The 17,478-nt window shown below is 62.1% G+C and carries 17 protein-coding genes; 12 read left to right on the top strand and 5 right to left on the bottom strand.

Annotation, left to right across the window (positions count from 1 at the left end; all coding sequences use genetic code 11):
- Positions 1–19 precede the first annotated feature (19 nt).
- Genes ACF8EF_RS12795 through ACF8EF_RS12805 form a run of 3 tightly spaced genes read left to right on the top strand, consistent with a single transcriptional unit; the run spans position 20 to position 2,283 of the window.
- Positions 20–1,177: a transporter substrate-binding domain-containing protein gene (locus tag ACF8EF_RS12795; protein ID WP_392461232.1), complete on the top strand. Its 1,158-nt coding sequence runs from the start codon at positions 20–22 to the stop codon at positions 1,175–1,177.
- On the top strand, positions 1,174–1,758 hold the full coding sequence (locus tag ACF8EF_RS12800) for an ANTAR domain-containing response regulator (RefSeq protein WP_012052055.1): 585 nt from the start codon (positions 1,174–1,176) through the stop codon (positions 1,756–1,758). Before ACF8EF_RS12795 ends, ACF8EF_RS12800 begins: the two co-directional genes overlap by 4 nt.
- Positions 1,759–1,770: 12 nt before the next feature.
- A complete protein-coding gene (locus tag ACF8EF_RS12805; RefSeq protein WP_209966662.1) occupies positions 1,771–2,283 on the top strand; it encodes an AmiS/UreI family transporter in 513 nt (170 codons plus the stop codon).
- 36 nt (positions 2,284–2,319) lie between these two features.
- Here the strand turns inward: ACF8EF_RS12805 and ACF8EF_RS12810 are convergent, their stop codons facing one another.
- The gene (locus ACF8EF_RS12810) at positions 2,320–2,766 is read right to left on the bottom strand and encodes a GNAT family N-acetyltransferase (protein ID WP_176684129.1); all 447 of its coding nucleotides are present in this window, start codon (positions 2,764–2,766) and stop codon (positions 2,320–2,322) included.
- Between the two features lie 115 nt (positions 2,767–2,881).
- The gene (locus ACF8EF_RS12815; RefSeq protein ID WP_392529115.1) at positions 2,882–4,648 is read right to left on the bottom strand and encodes a M24 family metallopeptidase; all 1,767 of its coding nucleotides are present in this window, start codon (positions 4,646–4,648) and stop codon (positions 2,882–2,884) included.
- Between ACF8EF_RS12815 and ACF8EF_RS12820 the strand changes: the two genes are divergently transcribed.
- The 3 genes from ACF8EF_RS12820 (at position 4,649) to ACF8EF_RS12830 (ending at position 9,121) form a co-directional block, all read left to right on the top strand.
- On the top strand, positions 4,649–6,145 hold the full coding sequence (locus tag ACF8EF_RS12820) for a PLP-dependent aminotransferase family protein (protein WP_392461234.1): 1,497 nt from the start codon (positions 4,649–4,651) through the stop codon (positions 6,143–6,145).
- Between the two features lie 319 nt (positions 6,146–6,464).
- Positions 6,465–7,355 (top strand): alpha/beta fold hydrolase, encoded by an 891-nt coding sequence (locus ACF8EF_RS12825; protein ID WP_392461235.1) that lies wholly within the window; start codon positions 6,465–6,467, stop codon positions 7,353–7,355.
- 140 nt (positions 7,356–7,495) lie between these two features.
- Positions 7,496–9,121, top strand: coding sequence for a methyl-accepting chemotaxis protein (locus tag ACF8EF_RS12830; protein ID WP_392461236.1), 1,626 nt, complete (start codon positions 7,496–7,498; stop codon positions 9,119–9,121).
- 21 nt (positions 9,122–9,142) lie between these two features.
- Here ACF8EF_RS12830 and ACF8EF_RS12835 read toward each other — a convergent pair whose 3' ends face one another.
- From ACF8EF_RS12835 to ACF8EF_RS12845, 3 genes are all read right to left on the bottom strand, one after another.
- Positions 9,143–10,369 (bottom strand): MFS transporter, encoded by a 1,227-nt coding sequence (locus ACF8EF_RS12835; protein ID WP_392461237.1) that lies wholly within the window; start codon positions 10,367–10,369, stop codon positions 9,143–9,145.
- 293 nt (positions 10,370–10,662) lie between these two features.
- A complete protein-coding gene (locus tag ACF8EF_RS12840; RefSeq protein WP_392461238.1) occupies positions 10,663–11,538 on the bottom strand; it encodes a universal stress protein in 876 nt (291 codons plus the stop codon).
- Positions 11,539–11,744: 206 nt separating this feature from the next.
- Positions 11,745–12,563, bottom strand: coding sequence for a helix-turn-helix domain-containing protein (locus tag ACF8EF_RS12845; protein ID WP_392461239.1), 819 nt, complete (start codon positions 12,561–12,563; stop codon positions 11,745–11,747).
- 156 nt (positions 12,564–12,719) lie between these two features.
- On the opposite strand from ACF8EF_RS12845, the gene ACF8EF_RS12850 reads away from it, so the two are divergent.
- From ACF8EF_RS12850 to pstB, 6 genes are all read left to right on the top strand, one after another.
- A complete protein-coding gene (locus tag ACF8EF_RS12850) occupies positions 12,720–13,145 on the top strand; it encodes an MAPEG family protein (RefSeq protein WP_176684121.1) in 426 nt (141 codons plus the stop codon).
- Positions 13,146–13,216: 71 nt separating this feature from the next.
- Positions 13,217–13,450 (top strand): hypothetical protein, encoded by a 234-nt coding sequence (locus ACF8EF_RS12855; RefSeq protein WP_176684120.1) that lies wholly within the window; start codon positions 13,217–13,219, stop codon positions 13,448–13,450.
- Between the two features lie 217 nt (positions 13,451–13,667).
- Positions 13,668–14,699, top strand: coding sequence for a phosphate ABC transporter substrate-binding protein PstS (gene pstS, locus ACF8EF_RS12860; RefSeq protein ID WP_176684119.1), 1,032 nt, complete (start codon positions 13,668–13,670; stop codon positions 14,697–14,699).
- A gap of 70 nt (positions 14,700–14,769) precedes the next feature.
- Complete coding sequence (gene pstC, locus ACF8EF_RS12865) at positions 14,770–15,738, top strand: phosphate ABC transporter permease subunit PstC (RefSeq protein WP_004574212.1); 969 nt, start codon at positions 14,770–14,772, stop codon at positions 15,736–15,738.
- A complete protein-coding gene (gene pstA, locus ACF8EF_RS12870; protein ID WP_003254119.1) occupies positions 15,735–16,628 on the top strand; it encodes a phosphate ABC transporter permease PstA in 894 nt (297 codons plus the stop codon). Before pstC ends, pstA begins: the two co-directional genes overlap by 4 nt.
- A gap of 50 nt (positions 16,629–16,678) precedes the next feature.
- Positions 16,679–17,464, top strand: a complete 786-nt coding sequence (gene pstB / locus ACF8EF_RS12875) for a phosphate ABC transporter ATP-binding protein PstB (protein ID WP_003254117.1) — start codon at positions 16,679–16,681, stop codon at positions 17,462–17,464.
- Positions 17,465–17,478 lie beyond the last annotated feature (14 nt).

The raw sequence follows: 17,478 nt of genomic DNA on the forward strand, positions 1-17,478 counted from the left end.
GTTGTCACAGGATGGTGTGATGAGTAGACAAGACAGGCAATTGAAGGTGGGTTTGCTGTTCGCCGAAACCGGCGTTACCGCAGCCATTGAACGCTCGCAGCGCTGTGGCGCGCTGCTGGCGGTAGAACAGGTTAACCGCGAGGGGGGAGTGCTCGGCCAGCCGGTGCTGACCCTGGTCGGCGACCCCGGAGGCGACCCGGACCGTTATCGCAACCTGTGTGACGACTATGTGCGCAACCACGGCGTGCGCCTGATGCTCGGCTGCTACATGTCGCACACCCGCAAAGCCGTGATGCCCGTCATCGAGCGCGCCGATGGCTTGCTGTTCTATCCCACGCCCTACGAGGGCTTCGAGTACTCGCCCAATATCATCTACGGCGGCCCGGCACCCAACCAGAACAGCGCGCCGCTGGCGGCATACCTGACACGTCATTACGGCGCCAGGGTCGCCTTCGTCGGTTCCGACTACATCTACCCGCGGGAAAGCAACCATGTCATGCGTCACCTGTACAAGCAGCATGGCGGCGAAGTGGTGGAAGAAGCCTACATGCCCCTGTACCCCTCGGCCGATGACTTGGCCCTGGTGGTCGAGCGAGTGGTACGTTCTGCCCCGGATGTGGTGTTTTCGACCGTGGTCGGTACGGGGACGGCAAGCTTCTATCAAGCAATAGCACAGCGCTATGGCAATGGCCCTCGGCCGCCGATCGCCAGCTTGACTACCAGCGAGGCAGAAATTGCCGAAATGGGGGCCGAGGTGGCTCACGGCAACATCGTCGTGGCACCGTACTTCACCAGCGTCGAGTCGCCGCAAAGCAATGCATTCGTCAGTCAGTGCCGTGCGTTCTTTCCGGCCGATGTGCGCATCACTGCTTGGGCCGAGGCGGCGTATTGCCAGATGCGCATGCTGTGCCAGGCGGTGAATGCCACCGGCAGCCTGGAGGTGGAAGTGATCCGCAATCACCTGTACCACACGAGCATGGATAGCCCCCAGGGCAGGGTTCAGGTGGAGCAGCAGAACAACCATTCGCACCTGTTTTCACGCATTGGCGAGATCGATGCAAGCGGGCAGATCTGCATCAAATGGCAATCGCCTACGACCATCCGTCCTGACCCCTATGTGGTGGTTCACAACCTGGACGACTGGACTGCGAGCATGATGGGAGGCGGCCCCTCATGAGCACTTCGAACATCCTGAACACACTGCGTGAACTGCACGTGGGCATTGTTTGTCCGCCCAGTGAAATCACTGATGCCCTGGTACTGCAACTGATGCGCATTGGTTGCTCGGTGAAGCAGTGCTGGCCACCGCCCAAGGCCTTCGACACCCACACTGACCTGGTGTTTTGCGGGGTGTTCGAAGGCCGCCACCATGCCGAGTTGGGCAAGCTGCTGGCCCAGGGCGGCGTACGCCTGACCGCCATCGCCTTGGTGGAGTACGAGAGCCCGACCATTCTTTCGCAAATCCTGGAGCTGGGGTGTCACGGCGTGATGGTGCTGCCGCTGGACAACCACAAGGTGCTTCCGGCGTTGGTGTGCGCCAGAAGCAACAGTGAGGCCCAGGCCCGCTTGATGCAGAAAAATGCCCAGTTGCAGGAGCGTCTGGAGCACCAGGCCGACATCAACAAAGCCAAGGTCCTGCTGATGGCGGCCCAGGGCTGGCAGGAGCCTGAAGCCCATGCCTACTTGTCGAAAGAGGCGATGAAACAGCGGTTGTCGATGCTGGAAATGGCAAGGAAAACCCTAAAACAATTCGAATGAGAAGAGGTTGCCATGTTGTACGGACTGGTTCTGCTGTATGTGGGTGCAGTGTTGTTCATCAACAGCATCTGGCTGATGGGGCGTATCACCGACCGCGAAGTGACGGTGATCAACCTGTTTGTCGGTTTGCTCAGCCTGTTGGTGGCGGTCTACCTGATCTTCGTGGTGGGCTCGGACGAAGGCATCAAGGCCGGAGCCTTGACCCTCCTGTTCGCCTTTACCTACCTGTGGGTGGCCGCCAACCAGATGTTGCAGGTAGATGGACGCGGGCTAGGCTGGTTCTGCCTGTTCGTCAGCGTGACGGCGCTGGTGGTGACAGTCAGTTCCATCCCTGGCGCCGAAGGGCTGTTGAGGGTGTGGGATGTGCTGAACTGGGCGGCGTGGACGGTGTTGTGGTTCAGCTTTTTCCTGCTGCTGGCGCTGGCCAGGAAGATCCAGCGTCTGGTGGCGGCAATGACCTTGCTGTGCGCGATCTTCACAGCCTGGGTGCCCGGGTTGTTGATCTTGTGGCAGCAGATGGGCTGACGACCATGCGCCCGCTGTGGAGCAGCCTTGCGCTGCTTACGGCAGGCGCTTTTCCATCGGCTGATACACCAGCCCGGCAAGCTCGCCCACGTCGCCTGCCGGGGTAAAGCCGTACCGTTGGTAAGCGGGTACAGAAGACAATGATGCCTTTACCGTCACCACCTCAGTTCTGGCATGCTCCAGTGCTGCGTTCATCAGGCGCTTGCCTATGCCCTGGCGTTGCAGGCCTGGTGCAATGAACAGCATCGCAACGTGACGGCCTTCCTTGAGCTCGATCAGCCCTGCGATAGCGCCTTCGACAAAACAGGCCAGCATGAGGTTGTCACCCTGCATGCGCTCGGCAAACGCCTGGGGTGCCGACACCTGGGTAAAGGTCTCGATACCTTGCGCCGACAGCGTGGGCGCGACCGCCTGCATGAAGGCATCCATGCACAAGGCGCAGGCCTGGGGGAGGTCGTCAGGGGTGAGCGTGCGTACTTGCATGGTAATCGTCCTTGTATGGTTTCCTTGTGCTGCCAACTTTAACCTGTTACGGGTTCAAGGGCCGAGCCTTGAGGCGTTGACCTGAGGTACACAGCTTGCGCTTTGATTGGCGGCCTCAAGCTGCCGTGGCAGCGTCCGACTTGCGTTCGTCAATCAGGATGTCTTCGAAGAATGCCCCGACAGGTTCGGTAGGGTGGCACAGTTGTATCTCCAGCACCCATACCACCTCGCTCGGGACAATCTCCACCTCGGCCAGCTTGTCCTGGCTATACAACACATGCGGGAAGTCGGCGATGCGATGCCCGGCCAGATTGCGCTCCAGCTGCCAACCTTTGGCCTGGGCACTGCGCTCGGCGAAGTCATACAGTTCACGCCCGGTCAACCCGCGGCCCCAGGCCTGGCGAGTCTCGTCGAACACTTCATGCAGTGCCTTCACGCAGGCGTGGTGCAGGGCGTGCTGGCCAAACACGAACGTATCGCCATAGTCACCTTCATAGCCATCCCATACCGGGCCAACGTCGACCACGACGATGTCCGTGGCGCGTAGCGCACGTTGAAGGTCAATGCCTTGCCGTGGCGTACGCACGGTATCGTCGCCAAATCGGATGTAGGTGGGGTGCCAGGTGTGTGAGGCGCCCATCGCCTGCAGGGTATGCGCGGCCATCTCCAGTGCCTGTGCGGTGGTCATGCCGACCTGCAGTTGGCTGGCAATGGCGGCCACGGCCCGCACCGACTGTTCGCGGGCCGCGAGCATGCCGTCCAGCGAATAACGTGGGCCGACCTTTTCCAGCTCAGGGTGCAGCGTGCTGGCTGCTGAAGCCTGCGTTGTCAGTGCACCACTGGCGACAAAGGCCTCGGCCACAAAACGATGGGGCTGTACCCCTGCCGCAAGGCATTGCTCGCGAGTCTGGCTGATCATTGTGGCATTGCCACAGGCGTAGACCTGGGCTTCGCCCCAGCGATGCGTCTGGCTGAGCGCCACCTGCTGTATACGGGCCTGGGCCGAGAGTACCGGTTGCCAGTGGAAGTGTGGGTGCACACTGCTGGACACGTCGAGAAATTCGCGGTCATAAAAATCCGCCGGCGATGAGCCGCCCCAGTACAGCGTGACGTCGGCATCGCCGGCCAAGGCTGTCAGCAGCAGCGGCTTGATGCCGGCGTAACCTGTGCCGGTGGCGAAAAGGATCAGCGGGCGTTGGTCATCGTGCTGCCAGGTACAGGCGCCCAGCGGGCCTTCGAGCTTTACCGTTGCACCTGCTTGCAGGGTGGGCAGCAAACCTTCGGTGAACAGGCCGCCGCTGACCTTGCGGATGTGAAACACCAGTTGCCCTTGTTCCTGGGCAGGCAGGTTGGCGATGGAGAAACAGCGGCTGTCGCCGTTGCCCAACTGAAACCGCATGTACTGGCCCGCCCGCACCTCCAGCGGCTGAGCAGGCTGCAGCACCAGTTCGACGATATCTGCGCTCAGCGCGCGCTTGCCAACCACCTGTGCCTGGGTTTCCAGTGCTGGTGCGTCCAGTGACCAGCCGGGTATTTCCAGGCGCATGTCGCTGCAGGCGTGGCTCTGGCACAGCAACATCTCGTCGGCGGCCAAGGGATAGGAAGGCGGCGGTGTGTCCGCATCCCGCTGCTTGTCCTGATGCTGCCCCGATACCACCTTGACCTTGCACGAGCCGCAGGCGCCGCGGCGGCAGGAAAAGGGTACCGGCAGGCCGCTGGCGAGCATGGCATCGAGCAGCAGCTCCTGGCTGGCTTCGAAGGTTTTGCCCGAGGGCGACAATTCAATGACGTGGCGGCTTTGCATGAGCACCTCGGGGCAAATGGAGGTTCGATTGTTGCTATAGTCCAGGACCAGCAGAACCTCCAGTTTTGGATATTTCATATGGTCCAGCTTCGTAAATGGCAGCCACTGCTCAAACTCGATGGGGCACAAGCGTCGTACCGGCAGATCGTCGAAGGGCTGGTGGCCGCAATCAGCGAGGGTCGCCTGCGCCCTGGCACGCCGTTGCCGGGCACGCGGGAGATGGCGCAACTGCTGAACGTCAATCGCAAGACCGTGATCCTTGCTTATGAGGAAGCCGAAACCAAAGGCTGGCTGCAAAGCGTGCAACGCCGGGGCACCTTTGTCAGCCAGCAACTGGCGCCAGGCACAGCGGCCGTGCCCGGTGCCGTGCGGCCTTTTGCCCTGGCGCTGCCAGAGGAACCTGCCGTTGCCTACTTCAAGGCGAACGAACAGGCTGTAGCGCAGCAAGGGCGGCCGGGGGCCTTGTTCTTCGACAACGGCGCCTGTGACCACCGGCTGCTGCCACAGGCTGTGCTGCACCGCTATTACCGCAATGCCTTGCGCAGCAGCTTCACCAGCAACAGCGTGCGCCACGGCAGCGAGTGCAGCAGCCGCAATCTGCGCAGCGCCCTGGCCGACATGCTGCGGCACAATCGCGGCCTGAACGTTGGCGCCGAGCATATCTGCCTGACCCAGGGGGTGCAGATGTCGCTGTCCCTGGTGGCCAGTGTGTTGCTCAAGCCGGGTGACGTTGTGCTGGTCGAGCGCCTGAGTTACCCCCCTGCGTGGGAAATCTTCCGTCAGTTGGGTGCCCACCTGGTGACCGTAGAGCTGGACCATGAGGGGTGCCGGGTCGATCAGCTCGAGGCCCTGTGCCGGCAGCACAAGGTGCGGATGATGTACATAACACCCCATCACCAGTTCCCGACCACGGTCAGCCTGCCAGCCGGGCGCAGGCAACAGCTGCTGGAGCTGGCGCGCCAGCATGCCTTTTGCGTGGTCGAAGAGGATTACGACTACGAATACCACTTTGCCGGGCGGCCTTATCTGCCGTTGGCCAGCGACCGCCATCAACGGCACGTGATTTACATTGGCTCACTGTCCAAGCCTTTGGGCAGCACGTTCCGTTGCAGCTATATCGTGGCACCGGTGGAAGTGACAACCGTGCTGGAACGCAGGGCGATGCTGACCCTGGGGCAGGGCGATGCAGTCATGCAGCAGATGTTGGCGGACCTGATCAATGATGGCGAGCTGAAGAAACACCTGCGCCGGGTCAACCGCGAGTACCGGCGCCGGCGTGAGACCTTGTTGGGGTGTTTGCGCGATGCGTTCGGTGAGCAGATCAGCGTGCAGGCGCCAGAAGGTGGTCTGGCGCTGTGGGTGAGGTTTGCCGATGGGATCAACGTGGATCAGTTGGTCGACAAAGCGCCGGAGCTGGGCCTGGTGGTGCGCAGCGGGCGACAGTTTTCACCGTTTGGCCATGCCGAGAACGCCTTGCGCCTGGGGTTTGCTTCGCTGGATGCGGATGAGATCCGGCAGGCAACCCAACGCCTGGTAGACGCAGCGAAAGCGATTGGCAAGGCGCGGTGGGTGTAGGCACGGCCATCTGCCGCGACAGGGGATGGCACGGGCTTCGCCCGTGTTCGCTGGCAAGCCCGCAGTGATCGCGCAGGCCTCAGGATCTGTGCAAGAGGGTTACTCCCCCAAGGATCCCGCGGCCTTTTGGATGTTCAGCAAGGCAGCTGCTCCTGCCTGTCAATGCGATAGCCTGAGCGCCCACTCAGGAACAGCGGGTCGTAGGCGTCGCCCCACCCCAGATGCAGCGCGCCGGGTCGCAAACGATAGTTTTCCCACGCCTTGCCGCGCGCCTTATAGTGGCGGGCTTTTCCCGATTGAAGTCAAAGGAGTGGCACACATGCGCGTACTAACCCTGCTTGCGGCAATAGGAGCCAGCTTGTCGCTGTCCTCAACGTTGGCAGCACCGAGCCAGGCAGTGCCAGCGCCTGGTGAGCGCATTTCGGTGCAGGTCGAAGGCGCGGGGCCGGACGTTATCCTGATCCCTGGGCTGGCTTCATCACGTGAGGTATGGGCGGGGCTCGCCACTACCCTGCGCCAGCAGTACCGCCTGCATCTGGTGCAGGTTGCGGGTTTTGCCGGCTCGCCTGCCGTGCCTTCTGTAGACGGTCGCGTGGCCGCTCCCGTTGCTGAGGCGGTTGCAGATTATATCCGCAGCCAGCACCTTGAGGCGCCAGCCATCATTGGCCATTCGCTGGGCGGTGAAGTCGCGCTGATGCTAGGCGCACGCCACCCCGAGCGGGTAGGGCGGCTGATGGTTGTCGATGCGCTGCCGTTCTACACGTTACTGATCGATCCCACGGCAACTGCTGAAACGGCCGCAGCGCAGGCTGGCACAGTGCGTGGCGCGATGTTGGCGGCCCCGGCAGCGCAGACCGAGGCCATGCAGCGCGCGGCCATCGACCGGTTGGCCAAGACGGCAGCGGTCAGGCCTGCACTGGTTGATGCGGCGCTGCGCTCGGACCGCCAGGCAGTAGCCGATGCCACCCATGAACTGATGATCACCGACCTGCGTCCCGAACTTGGCGATATCCAGGCACCGCTGGAGGTCGTGTATGCCTATGACTCCATGTATGGCATACCCGCTGCCAGCGTTGACGCAACCTTCGCTAAGGCCTATGCCGGGGCGCGAGGTGTCAGCTTCAAGCGTATCGATGGCAGCTTCCACTTCATCATGCTGGATCAACCGCAGGCGTTCGCCGAGGCGGTAGTGGACTTCCTCAGCCGCTGAGGTTGGCCTCAACGCATTCCGTTCGGTTACCGCACATAACCGCATCGCGGCGCCTCAAGCCTGCGCCAGTACCTCCGATAGCAGCACACCCACCCTCGAATCATCGATCAGAAGTGGTGCCAACAAGGAGTACTGCCCGCATGCTTGCAAACCTGAAAATTCGCACCGGAATGTTCTGGGTGTTGTCGCTGTTCAGCCTGACCCTGCTGTTTTCGACCGCCAGTGCCTGGTGGGCTGCCTTGGGTAGCGACCAGCAGATCACTGAACTGGACCAGACTGCGCACCAGTCGGACCGGTTGAACAATGCGTTGCTGATGGCGATTCGCTCCAGCGCCAATGTGTCTTCGGGCTTTGTCGAGCAGTTGGGTGGCCATGACGAGAGTGCAGGCAAGCGCATGGCGCTGTCGGTGGAACTGAACAACAAGAGCCAGGCGCTGGTCGACGAATTTGTCGAAAACGCCCGCGAACCGGCCCTTCGCGGGTTGGCAACCGAGCTGCAGGCAACCTTTGCCGAATACGCCAAGGCGGTAGCCGGGCAGCGTGAAGCGACTCGCCAGCGTTCGCTGGAGCAGTATTTCAAGGTCAATAGCGATGCCGGTAATGCCATGGCGCGGCTGCAAACCCTGCGCCAGCAACTGGTGGGCACACTGAGCGAGCGAGGCCAGCAGATCATGCTCGAGTCCGATCGGCGTCTGGCCAGGGCGCAATTGCTGAGCCTGTGCCTGTTGGGCGTGACCATGGTGCTGGCGGTGCTGTGCTGGGCCTTCATTGCCCAGCGTGTGTTGCACCCCCTGCGTGAAGCCGGTGGGCATTTCCGGCGCATTGCCAGTGGCGACCTGAGTGTGCCGGTGCAAGGGCAGGGTAACAACGAGATCGGTCAACTGTTCCATGAACTGCAGCGCATGCAGCAGAGCCAGCGCGACACCCTTGGGCAGATCAACAACTGTGCCCGGCAGCTGGATGCCGCCGCCACGGCGTTGAACGCGGTCACCGAGGAAAGCGCCAATAACCTGCGTCAGCAGGGGCAGGAGCTGGAGCAGGCCGCGACTGCCGTGACCGAAATGACCACGGCAGTGGAGGAGGTTGCGCGCAACGCGATCACCACCTCGCAAACCACCAGTGAGTCCAACCAGCTGGCCGCGCAAAGCCGCCGGCAAGTCAGTGAAAACATTGACGGCACCGAAGCCATGACCCGCGAAATCCAGACCAGCAGTGCGCACCTGCAGCAGTTGGTGGGGCAGGTGCGGGACATCGGCAAGGTGCTGGAAGTGATCCGCTCGGTGTCCGAGCAGACCAACCTGCTGGCGCTCAATGCTGCCATCGAGGCGGCCCGTGCCGGTGAGGCCGGGCGCGGCTTTGCGGTGGTGGCGGATGAGGTGCGCACACTGGCCTACCGCACGCAACAATCGACCCAGGAAATCGAGCAGATGATCGGCAGCGTGCAGGCGGGGACCGAAGCTGCGGTGGCTTCCATGCAGGCCAGCACCAACCGCGCCCAGTCGACACTGGACGTGACCCTGGCCTCGGGGCAAGTGCTGGAGGGCATCTACAGTGCGATCGGCGAAATCAACGAGCGCAATCTGGTCATTGCCAGTGCGGCCGAAGAGCAGGCTCAGGTGGCGCGGGAAGTAGACCGCAACTTGCTGAACATCCGCGAACTATCGAACCATTCCGCGGCAGGTGCGCAGCAGACCAGCGAGGCGAGCAAGGCGTTGTCGGGGCTGGTGGGGGAGATGACGGCGTTGGTGGGGCGGTTCAAGGTTTGAGGCGCTGCGCCCGCGCAATGCTCAGCATGACTGCGCCGCCAGATCGTTGCTGACGTTGCGCCCCAGCACCAGCACGGTGACAAAGCCACAGCCCACCAGCGCCGTGGCCAGGCTCAGCAGCACCGCAGTGCCCATGTGATCTACGACTTGCCCGCCGAAGAACGAGCCCACGGCAATGATCACCTGGAACATGGCCACGAACAGTGGCATGCCACGCTCGACATCCTTGGGCGCCACGACAAACATCCAGATATTGGCGCAAGCCGGGAACGCACCGAAGGCAAAGCCCCACAGTGCGATCAGCATCGCGGCACCCGTCATGCCGGTGGCGAAGTGCGGGAACAGGGCGGTGCTGACTGCGATCATGAGCGCGACCAGCATCAGCGTATGCCGCACGCTGCGGTTGGCTGCAAAGCCGGCGAAGATGTTACCCATGAAGCCAGCCACGCCATACAGCAGCAACAATGAACCGATCGTAGGCCCGTCAAAGCCGGCATTCTGTTTGAAAAACGGTGCGACATAGGTGTACGCAGCAAAGTGTGCCAGGCCGATCAGCAATACGGCGATCAAGCCGACCCGTGCTTGCGGGTTGATGAACAACGCCGGCAGGTCGCGAATGCGGATGGCCTTTTCCGGCATCAGCCGCGGCAGCAGGAATACCTGTGCCAGCAGCACCGGTACGCCTACCAGTGCAGTGACCAGGAACGTCATGCGCCAGCCCATCAGGCCACTCAGCCAGGTGCCCACAGGCACGCCCACTACCGTCGCCAGGGTTACGCCCGCCATGATGATGGAGTTGGCTTTGGCTACGCCCATCCCTTCAGGTGCCAGGCGGCCGCTGAGGGCGATGGCTGTGGCCCAGAAGCCGCCAATACTGATACCCAGTAGCACCCGGCCGGCCAACAGCAGGCTGAAGTCGCCGGCGTAGGCCACGATGGTGTTGGCGATAATCATGATCAGCGTCAGGCCGATCAGCAGGTAGCGCCGGTCCAGCGCGCCGACGCCTACGGAAATCAACGGGGCGGCCAACGCAGCCATGATGCCGGGCAGGGTCACCATCAGGCCGGCAAGGCCTGCACTGATGCCAAGGTCGCTGGCCACATCGTTCAGTACCCCCACCGGGAGGAACTCACTTGTGACCAGGGCGAACGCACCCACGGCTACCGAGAGGATTGCCAGCCATTGCTGGGTGACACTCTGTTGATTGTGCTCGGGAAGGCCGCGAGGGGCCTGGCTGTTGCTTGGCATGGGTTAGGTTCCATGAGGGATCTCGCCTGTAGCAGGCGCAAGAGCGGGGGGATTTGCAGGCGATTGTAGAGACGGCCTTGCCTGGCCGACAGGCAGGCCGCTCGATAGTAATCATCAGTGCAATCGATGAAACGCCTTGCGTAGAGCGGCTGCTCTGAGCAATGGCGTCCCGCTTGCGAATGCTATGGGCGGGGGCCTTTCTTCCCTAACCCGCGCGCCGTCAGGCTAGCCAAGGGCGCTTGTGCTTGACCCGGACAGGTGCAAGAGGCGGCACTGCAGCGTGCTCATGCCGCCTATGGCGCCACCAGCACATCACACAGTGATTCGTTCAGCACATGCTTGGTGACGCTGCCCACCAGCAGCTCCTCCAGCGCGCTTGCCCCCTGCTTGCCGACCACAATCAGGTCGCACTCCAGCTCCTGCTCCTGCTCGACAATGCACCAGCCCGGGTTACCGTGCACCAGGACCTGCCGTGCATCGGCCATGCCGGCAGCCTCACTCAACGCCGCGAGTTGTGCTTCTGCATCCTTGCGGATGACATTGCGGTACTGGGTGAGGGTGCCGTGGTCGATATGGGCGAAGCGCACGCTGGCTTCGAATGGCGCTTCGTACACATGCAGCAGAATGATCTCTGCTTGCGGGGCAAGGGCCTTGGCCAGTTTGATGGCGCGCAGTGAAACGGGCGAAAAATCGACTGGCACCAGCACGGTGCGGTAGGCATCACGCGGGGCCGGCTTGACCACGAGCAAAGGGCAGGGCATGTGGTTGAGCATTTTCTGCACGGTTGACCCCAGCAGCAGGCGCCGCGCCACGCTCTGGCCCCTGGCGCCACACACCAGCAGGTCGCTGTGCTTGTCCTGCGCCACCCGGTTGATCTCCGTGATCACCGAGCCGCTGGCAACCTGCACGCCAGCGGAGATGCCGTAGCGCTGGAACAGCATGGCTGCCAGTGCGCGGGTTTTTTCGCCTGCGCTCTCCAGTACGCGTTTCAACAGGTCGTCATCAGGCGTCATCAACTGTTTGAGGCGCTCGAAGGGTGCCGGGTTGGCAACGTAGAGCAGGTCCAGCGAGGCCTGCTGCGCATCGCTCAGGTAGGCAGCGCGCTCAGCTGCGTTGCGGGCGTGTGGGGAAAGGTCGGTGGCAACCAGTATGTGTTTCAGCGGGTTCATGTGGGGCTCCTTGTCCAAGGTTGCGCACCGTGATCAAGCGGTAAACCTTGAGCACAGTGCGCCTGGCGGTACTTGAGTCGTTCCTTGCGTGCAGCCATCGTCGCGCGAACCCGGCGCGAGGGCTTGATTTGGGTCAATGGAGTGTCGGTGCGGCGGCGGATCATGCCGGCAACAGCACGCAACCAGGCGCAGCCAGACCCTGACGTTCAGGCAGTAACGGCCGACCATTGCTCGAACGCTGCCTGCATTCTTTGCCGGGTCTGTGCGTCGGCGGGGATCAGGTGTTCGATGCGCAGTGATTGCACGGTGACATCCAGCGGCATACCGAAGGTGGTGAACGTGGACAGGAACCTCAGCTCGCCATACGGGGTGTTCACGCGGGTCAGCAACAAGGGGGTGGCTGTCGCCATCTGGCACGGGCTTGCCGGGGCCGGCAAGTCGCGCAAGTGCGCTGCCAGTGCCGGATTGCCTGCGGCCTCCCTGGATGCGCGGTGCCAGGCTGCAGCGCGGATTTCCGGCGCGTTGGCCAGGTGATCACCCAGACCACCGGGGCACAGCAGTGTCTGCAGCAGGTTGAGGCCGGTCGCCGGCTGTGCGCTGACACCGGCCATCGCCAGCAGCAGCCCGGTACTGGTGTTGGCGGCGATGACGTCCCAGCTGCTGTCGATGACGATCGCCGGAGCGGGGTTGTTCACCTGCAGAATATGCTCGATGGCAGTATTCACCAAGGCCAGTTCAGGCGCATCGAGTGGCGTGGCGGCATAGCGGGGCGCGTATCCAGCAGCAACGAACACTTCATTGCACCGCTCCAACGGCGTATCCAGGGCCGACAGGAGGGCATGCAAGGTGCCTGGGCTGGCTTTGGCGCGTCCTGTTTCCACACAGCTCAGATGACGCTGCGACAGCCCTGTCAGCAGCGCCAGTTCCAGCTGGCTGAGGTTGGCCTGACGGCGCAGTTCGCGAAGATGCTGGCCCGCTGAGATGTGCGGGGCAGGGGTGCTGCGATGGAACAGATGATGATTCATGCGTTGCCCTGATCGTCCTTGAGTGCAATGTCCATGACCTCACGGGTCATTGAGTGCAAGCAACCCTATCACTACTGTGCCGGTAAACCCTATCAAGGAGAGCCCTATGGGCTTGCGTAACCTGGTGACCAGAGGCGTTGCCGAGGGGTGCCAGCCATGAGCGGTGCTCTGCAGGTCTATGCGCTGTGCGTGGTGGTGCTGTCCCTCAAGATGTTCCTGGTTTCCTGCTATCAGGGCTATCACCGCTTGCGCTTCGTCGCGTTCACCAACCCGGAGGACGCTGCCGTGTTCAGGCGCGTCGCCCAGGCCGTTGAACGCCCGCAGGTGATACGTGCTGCCAAGGTATGGGCCAACGATCTGGAGAACATCCCCATGTTCTTTGCCCTCGGCGGGCTGGCTGTCGCGCTGGAGGCAGCCACGCTGCCGGTGCTGTGGCTGAGTACGGTGTTCACGGTTGCCAGGGTCCTGCACACGCTGGCCTATCTGCGGGGCCTGCAGCCATGGAGAACGTTGTTCTATGGCATTGGGGTCATCTGCCTGCTGGGCTTCTGCTCACTCATCGCAGCGAAAATAGGCGACTGACCCAAAATATTGCATGAGTCATCTTGATGCTTTCACATAGCAGTACTAATACTTAAGCACTGCCGAAGGGGATGATCATGCAAACACGCTTCGTTGTGGTTCCCGCAGTGCCACCCAAGAAAGAGGCTTATCCTCGGCGGCTTGGCTTTCCCGCCGCACTGGGGGAGGGGTATGACCTCTATGACACGCAAGACAAGATGCGTCTGAGCCTGAACTTTTCCACCCGTGCCCAAGCCGAGTTCGAATGTGCATGCCGCAACCGCTGTGGGGATGCCGGTGATGCAGATCTCGCCAGTATTGGTTGATCGCCTGCAGTGGCCCGGTTCTTGTTCCTTGTGCTGCTTTGCAGGGTCTATCGCCACATTCAAGCGTTTGCGATGAGGCTGGAACCGTTTCAGGGTTCCGGCTCAGCGGCTGATGGCACAGGCAAAAAGCTCTACCGCGCGGCTTGCCATTCAACAGTCACAAAGTTGTAACACAGCTGATGCAAAGTGTGCTGGCCATCACACGGAGCACTTTTTGATGAAACGCCTGATGAAGTCTGCTGCACTCGCCGTTGCGGTTTCCCTTTGCGCCACCTCGGCAGCCTTTGCTGCAGAAAACGTCCGCTTGACCGGTTCGGGCGCCAGCTTCCCTGCACCGATCTACCTGACCTGGTTCAAGGACTTCAGCAAGAACACGGCTGGCGTCACCGTCGATTACCAGTCCAAGGGCAGCGGTGCGGGCGTTCAGGACTTCCTGAACAAGACTGTCGACTTCGCCGCCAGTGACTCGGCCATGAGCGAAGCAGACATTGCCAAGGTTGGCGAAGGCGTGCAGTTGCTGCCAATGACAGCCGGTGAAATCGTCCTGGCTTACAACCTGCCGGGCAACCCTAAAGGGCTGAAGCTGCCGCGCGACGTCTACTCCAATATCTTCCTCGGCAAGATCACCCAGTGGAACGACCCGCAAATCGCGGCGGCCAACCCTGACCTGAAGCTGCCTGCCACCCCGATCACCGTGGTCGTGCGTGCCGACTCCAGCGGCACCACTGCCGTCTTCACCAAGCACCTGTCGGCCATCAACGCTGACTTCAAGCAAGGGCTGGGCGAAGGCAACACCGTCAACTGGCCGGCCACCGACAAGTTCATCAAGTCGCCGAAGAACGACGGCGTAACCGCCACCGTCCGCCAGACCCCGGGCGCCATCGGCTACATCGAGTACGGCTTCGCCAAGCTGGCCAAGGTCGATTTCGCCGTGTTGCAGAACAAGGCTGGCCAATACGTCGTGCCGAATGCCGAGAGCGGTGCCGAAGCACTGGCAGCGGTGAACATGCCGGAAAACCTGGTGGCCTGGCTGCCTGACCCGGACGGTGCCAAGTCCTACCCGATCACTTCCTACACCTGGATGATTTTCCGCAAGGACAACGGCAACCCGGAAAAAGCCAAGGCCATGCGTGAAATGGTCGAGTACAGCCTGACCAAAGGCCAGACCATCGCCGACTCGATGGGTTACATCCCGCTGCCGCCGTCGGTAGTCGACCAGGTGCGTAAAGCGTCCGCCAACATCCAGTAATACCCAGGCGCTCCCGGTATCGGCATGAAGCCGTGCCGGGGGTGTTTGTCCCTTGTCCCGGAACTCGCCAATGAACACTCCTTTTGCCATACCGGATAACCCCGACTCCGCGTGCCAGCCACCGTCTGCGAAAGACTTCCTGGTCGATCGCACCTTCCGTGCGCTTGCGCGCATTGGCGTGGTGCTGGTGCTGGCGCTGGTCTTCGCGCTGGTCTACGAAGTCGGCCGCAAGGCACTGCCCGGCATTGAAAAGCACGGTTTTGACGTGTTGTTCGGCAGCGTCTGGGACGTTAACCAAGGCAAGTACGGTATTCTGCCAGCGATCTGGGGTACGCTTTACAGTGCCTTGATCGCCCTGTTGATCGCCGGTTTCTTCGGCGTCAGCATGGCCATTTTCCTGACCCAGGATTTCCTTCCGGCCAAGCTTGCCGCGGTGTTTCGCACCATCGTCGAGTTGCTCGCCGCCATCCCCAGCGTGGTGTACGGCCTGTGGGGCATCTATGTGGTCATCCCGGCGATTCGCCCGCTGACCGCCTGGCTGAACAGCGAGCTGGGCTGGATCCCGTTTTTCGGCACCTCCCTCAGTGGCCCAGGCCTGCTGCCTGCGGCGCTGGTGCTGGCGATCATGATCCTGCCGACCATCGCGGCGGTTTCCCAGGATGCGCTGACCAGCGTACCGATGAAAACCAAGCAGGCTGCCTACGGCATGGGTACCACCCACTGGGAAGCCATCCTCAAGGTGATGGTGCCCTCGGCGGCTACCGGCATCTTCGGTTCGCTGGTGCTGGGCCTTGGCCGTGCACTCGGTGAAACCATGGCGCTGGCCATGCTGGTCGGCAACGCCAACACCATTTCCCTGTCCTTGTTCGCACCGGCCAACACCCTGGCGGCGCTGCTGGCGCTGAACTTCCCGGAAGCCGGCCCGAACGAGGTCGAAGTGCTGATGTACGCGGCACTGGTGCTGATGTTCATCACCCTGCTGGTGAACGTCCTCGGCTCTATGATCATGCTCTACGCCCAGCGTGGTAACAAACAATGACTGACCTGACGACCCCTGTAGCCGCGTTGCCCAGCCTGCAGCGCAAGCTGGAAGGCCGCGCCCTGCGCAGCCTGGTATTGACCACCCTGGCATGGTTTGCGGCACTGGTGGCCAGCGTGCCGCTGATTTCCGTGCTGTACATGCTGATCACTCGCGGCGGGGCACGCCTTAATCTGGAAGTGTTCACCGAGCTGCCGCCGACCGGCTTCGAGATGGGCGGTGGTTTCGGTAACGCCATGGCCGGTACCTTCGTCATGGTCGGCATTGCCGCCGCCATCGCTGTGCCGGTCGGTATCCTGGCAGCGGTGTTCCTGGCCGAGCTCGGCCCCGACAGCAAGCTGGCCAACGCTGCGCGCTTTGCCGCCAAGATGCTCACTGGCCTGCCATCGATTCTGGCCGGGGTGTTTGCCTACGCCCTGGTGGTGATGACCACCGGCACCTACTCGGCACCGGCAGGCGGCGTGGCCCTGGCGGTGCTGATGCTGCCGATCGTGGTGCTCACCGCTGAAGAGTCGATGAAGATGGTGCCCAAGATCATGAAGGATGCTGCCTACGGCATGGGCTGCACCCGTGCCCAGGTGATCTGGAAGATCGTCCTGCCCACCGGCCTGCCGGCCATCCTTACCGGGGTGATGCTGGCCGTGGCCCGCGCCGCTGGCGAAACCGCGCCACTGCTGTTCACCGCATTGTTCAGCAACTACTGGATCTACCACGACGGCGACCTGGCGGTGATGAACCCCACAGCCTCGCTTGCGGTACTGATCTACAACTTCTCCGGCATGCCGTTCGACAACCAGCTGGAGCTCGCCTGGGCGGCCTCGCTGGTGCTGGTCATGATCGTGCTGGTCATCAACATTTTGAGCCGAGTCTTCGGCAAGCCCAAGTATTGAGAAAGGGAGCATCCAACTTGAACGTATCCACTGCGCAAAGAGCCGCTCCCATGGTCAGCGAAGCCCCCATCGTCATGGACTGCAAGCTCGACAAGATTTTCTACGGTAACTTCATGGCCGTGCGTGACAGCCATGTGCCGATCAGGAAAAACGAGATCACCGGTTTCATCGGCCCTTCGGGCTGCGGTAAGAGTACCGTGCTGCGTAGCTTGAACCGTATGAATGACCTGGTGAAGGGCTTCCGTTTCGAAGGCCATGTGCACTTTCTTGGGCAGGATGTCTACGGCAAGGGTGTCGACCCTGTTGTAGTGCGCCGCTATATCGGCATGGTGTTCCAGCAGCCCAACCCGTTCTCGATGAGCATCTTCGACAATGTGGCCTTCGGCCTGCGCCTGAACCGCTACAAAGGCGACTTGGGCGATCGCGTGAAGCACGCCTTGCAAGGCGCCGCCCTGTGGGACGAAGTGAAGGACAAGCTCAAGGTCAGCGGGCTGTCACTGTCCGGTGGCCAGCAGCAGCGCCTTTGCATCGCCCGTGCCATCGCCACTGAGCCGGAAGTGCTGTTGCTGGACGAGCCCTGCTCGGCACTCGACCCAATCGCCACCCGCCGCGTGGAAGAGCTGATGGTCGAGCTGAAAAAGGACTACACCATCGCCCTGGTGACCCATAACATGCAGCAGGCGATTCGTGTGGCCGACACCACCGCTTTCTTCTCGGTCGACATTTCCCAGGGCACCCGCACCGGCTACCTGGTCGAGATGGGCCCGACCGCGCAGATTTTCCAGAACCCGCGCGAGCAGCTGACCAGCGACTACATCAGCGGCAAGTTCAGCTGAGCCCTGCAAGCCCA

Source organism: Pseudomonas sp. zjy_15 (genome assembly GCF_043101865.1).
In the GTDB taxonomy this organism is placed as follows: Bacteria; Pseudomonadota; Gammaproteobacteria; order Pseudomonadales; family Pseudomonadaceae; genus Aquipseudomonas; species Aquipseudomonas putida_Y.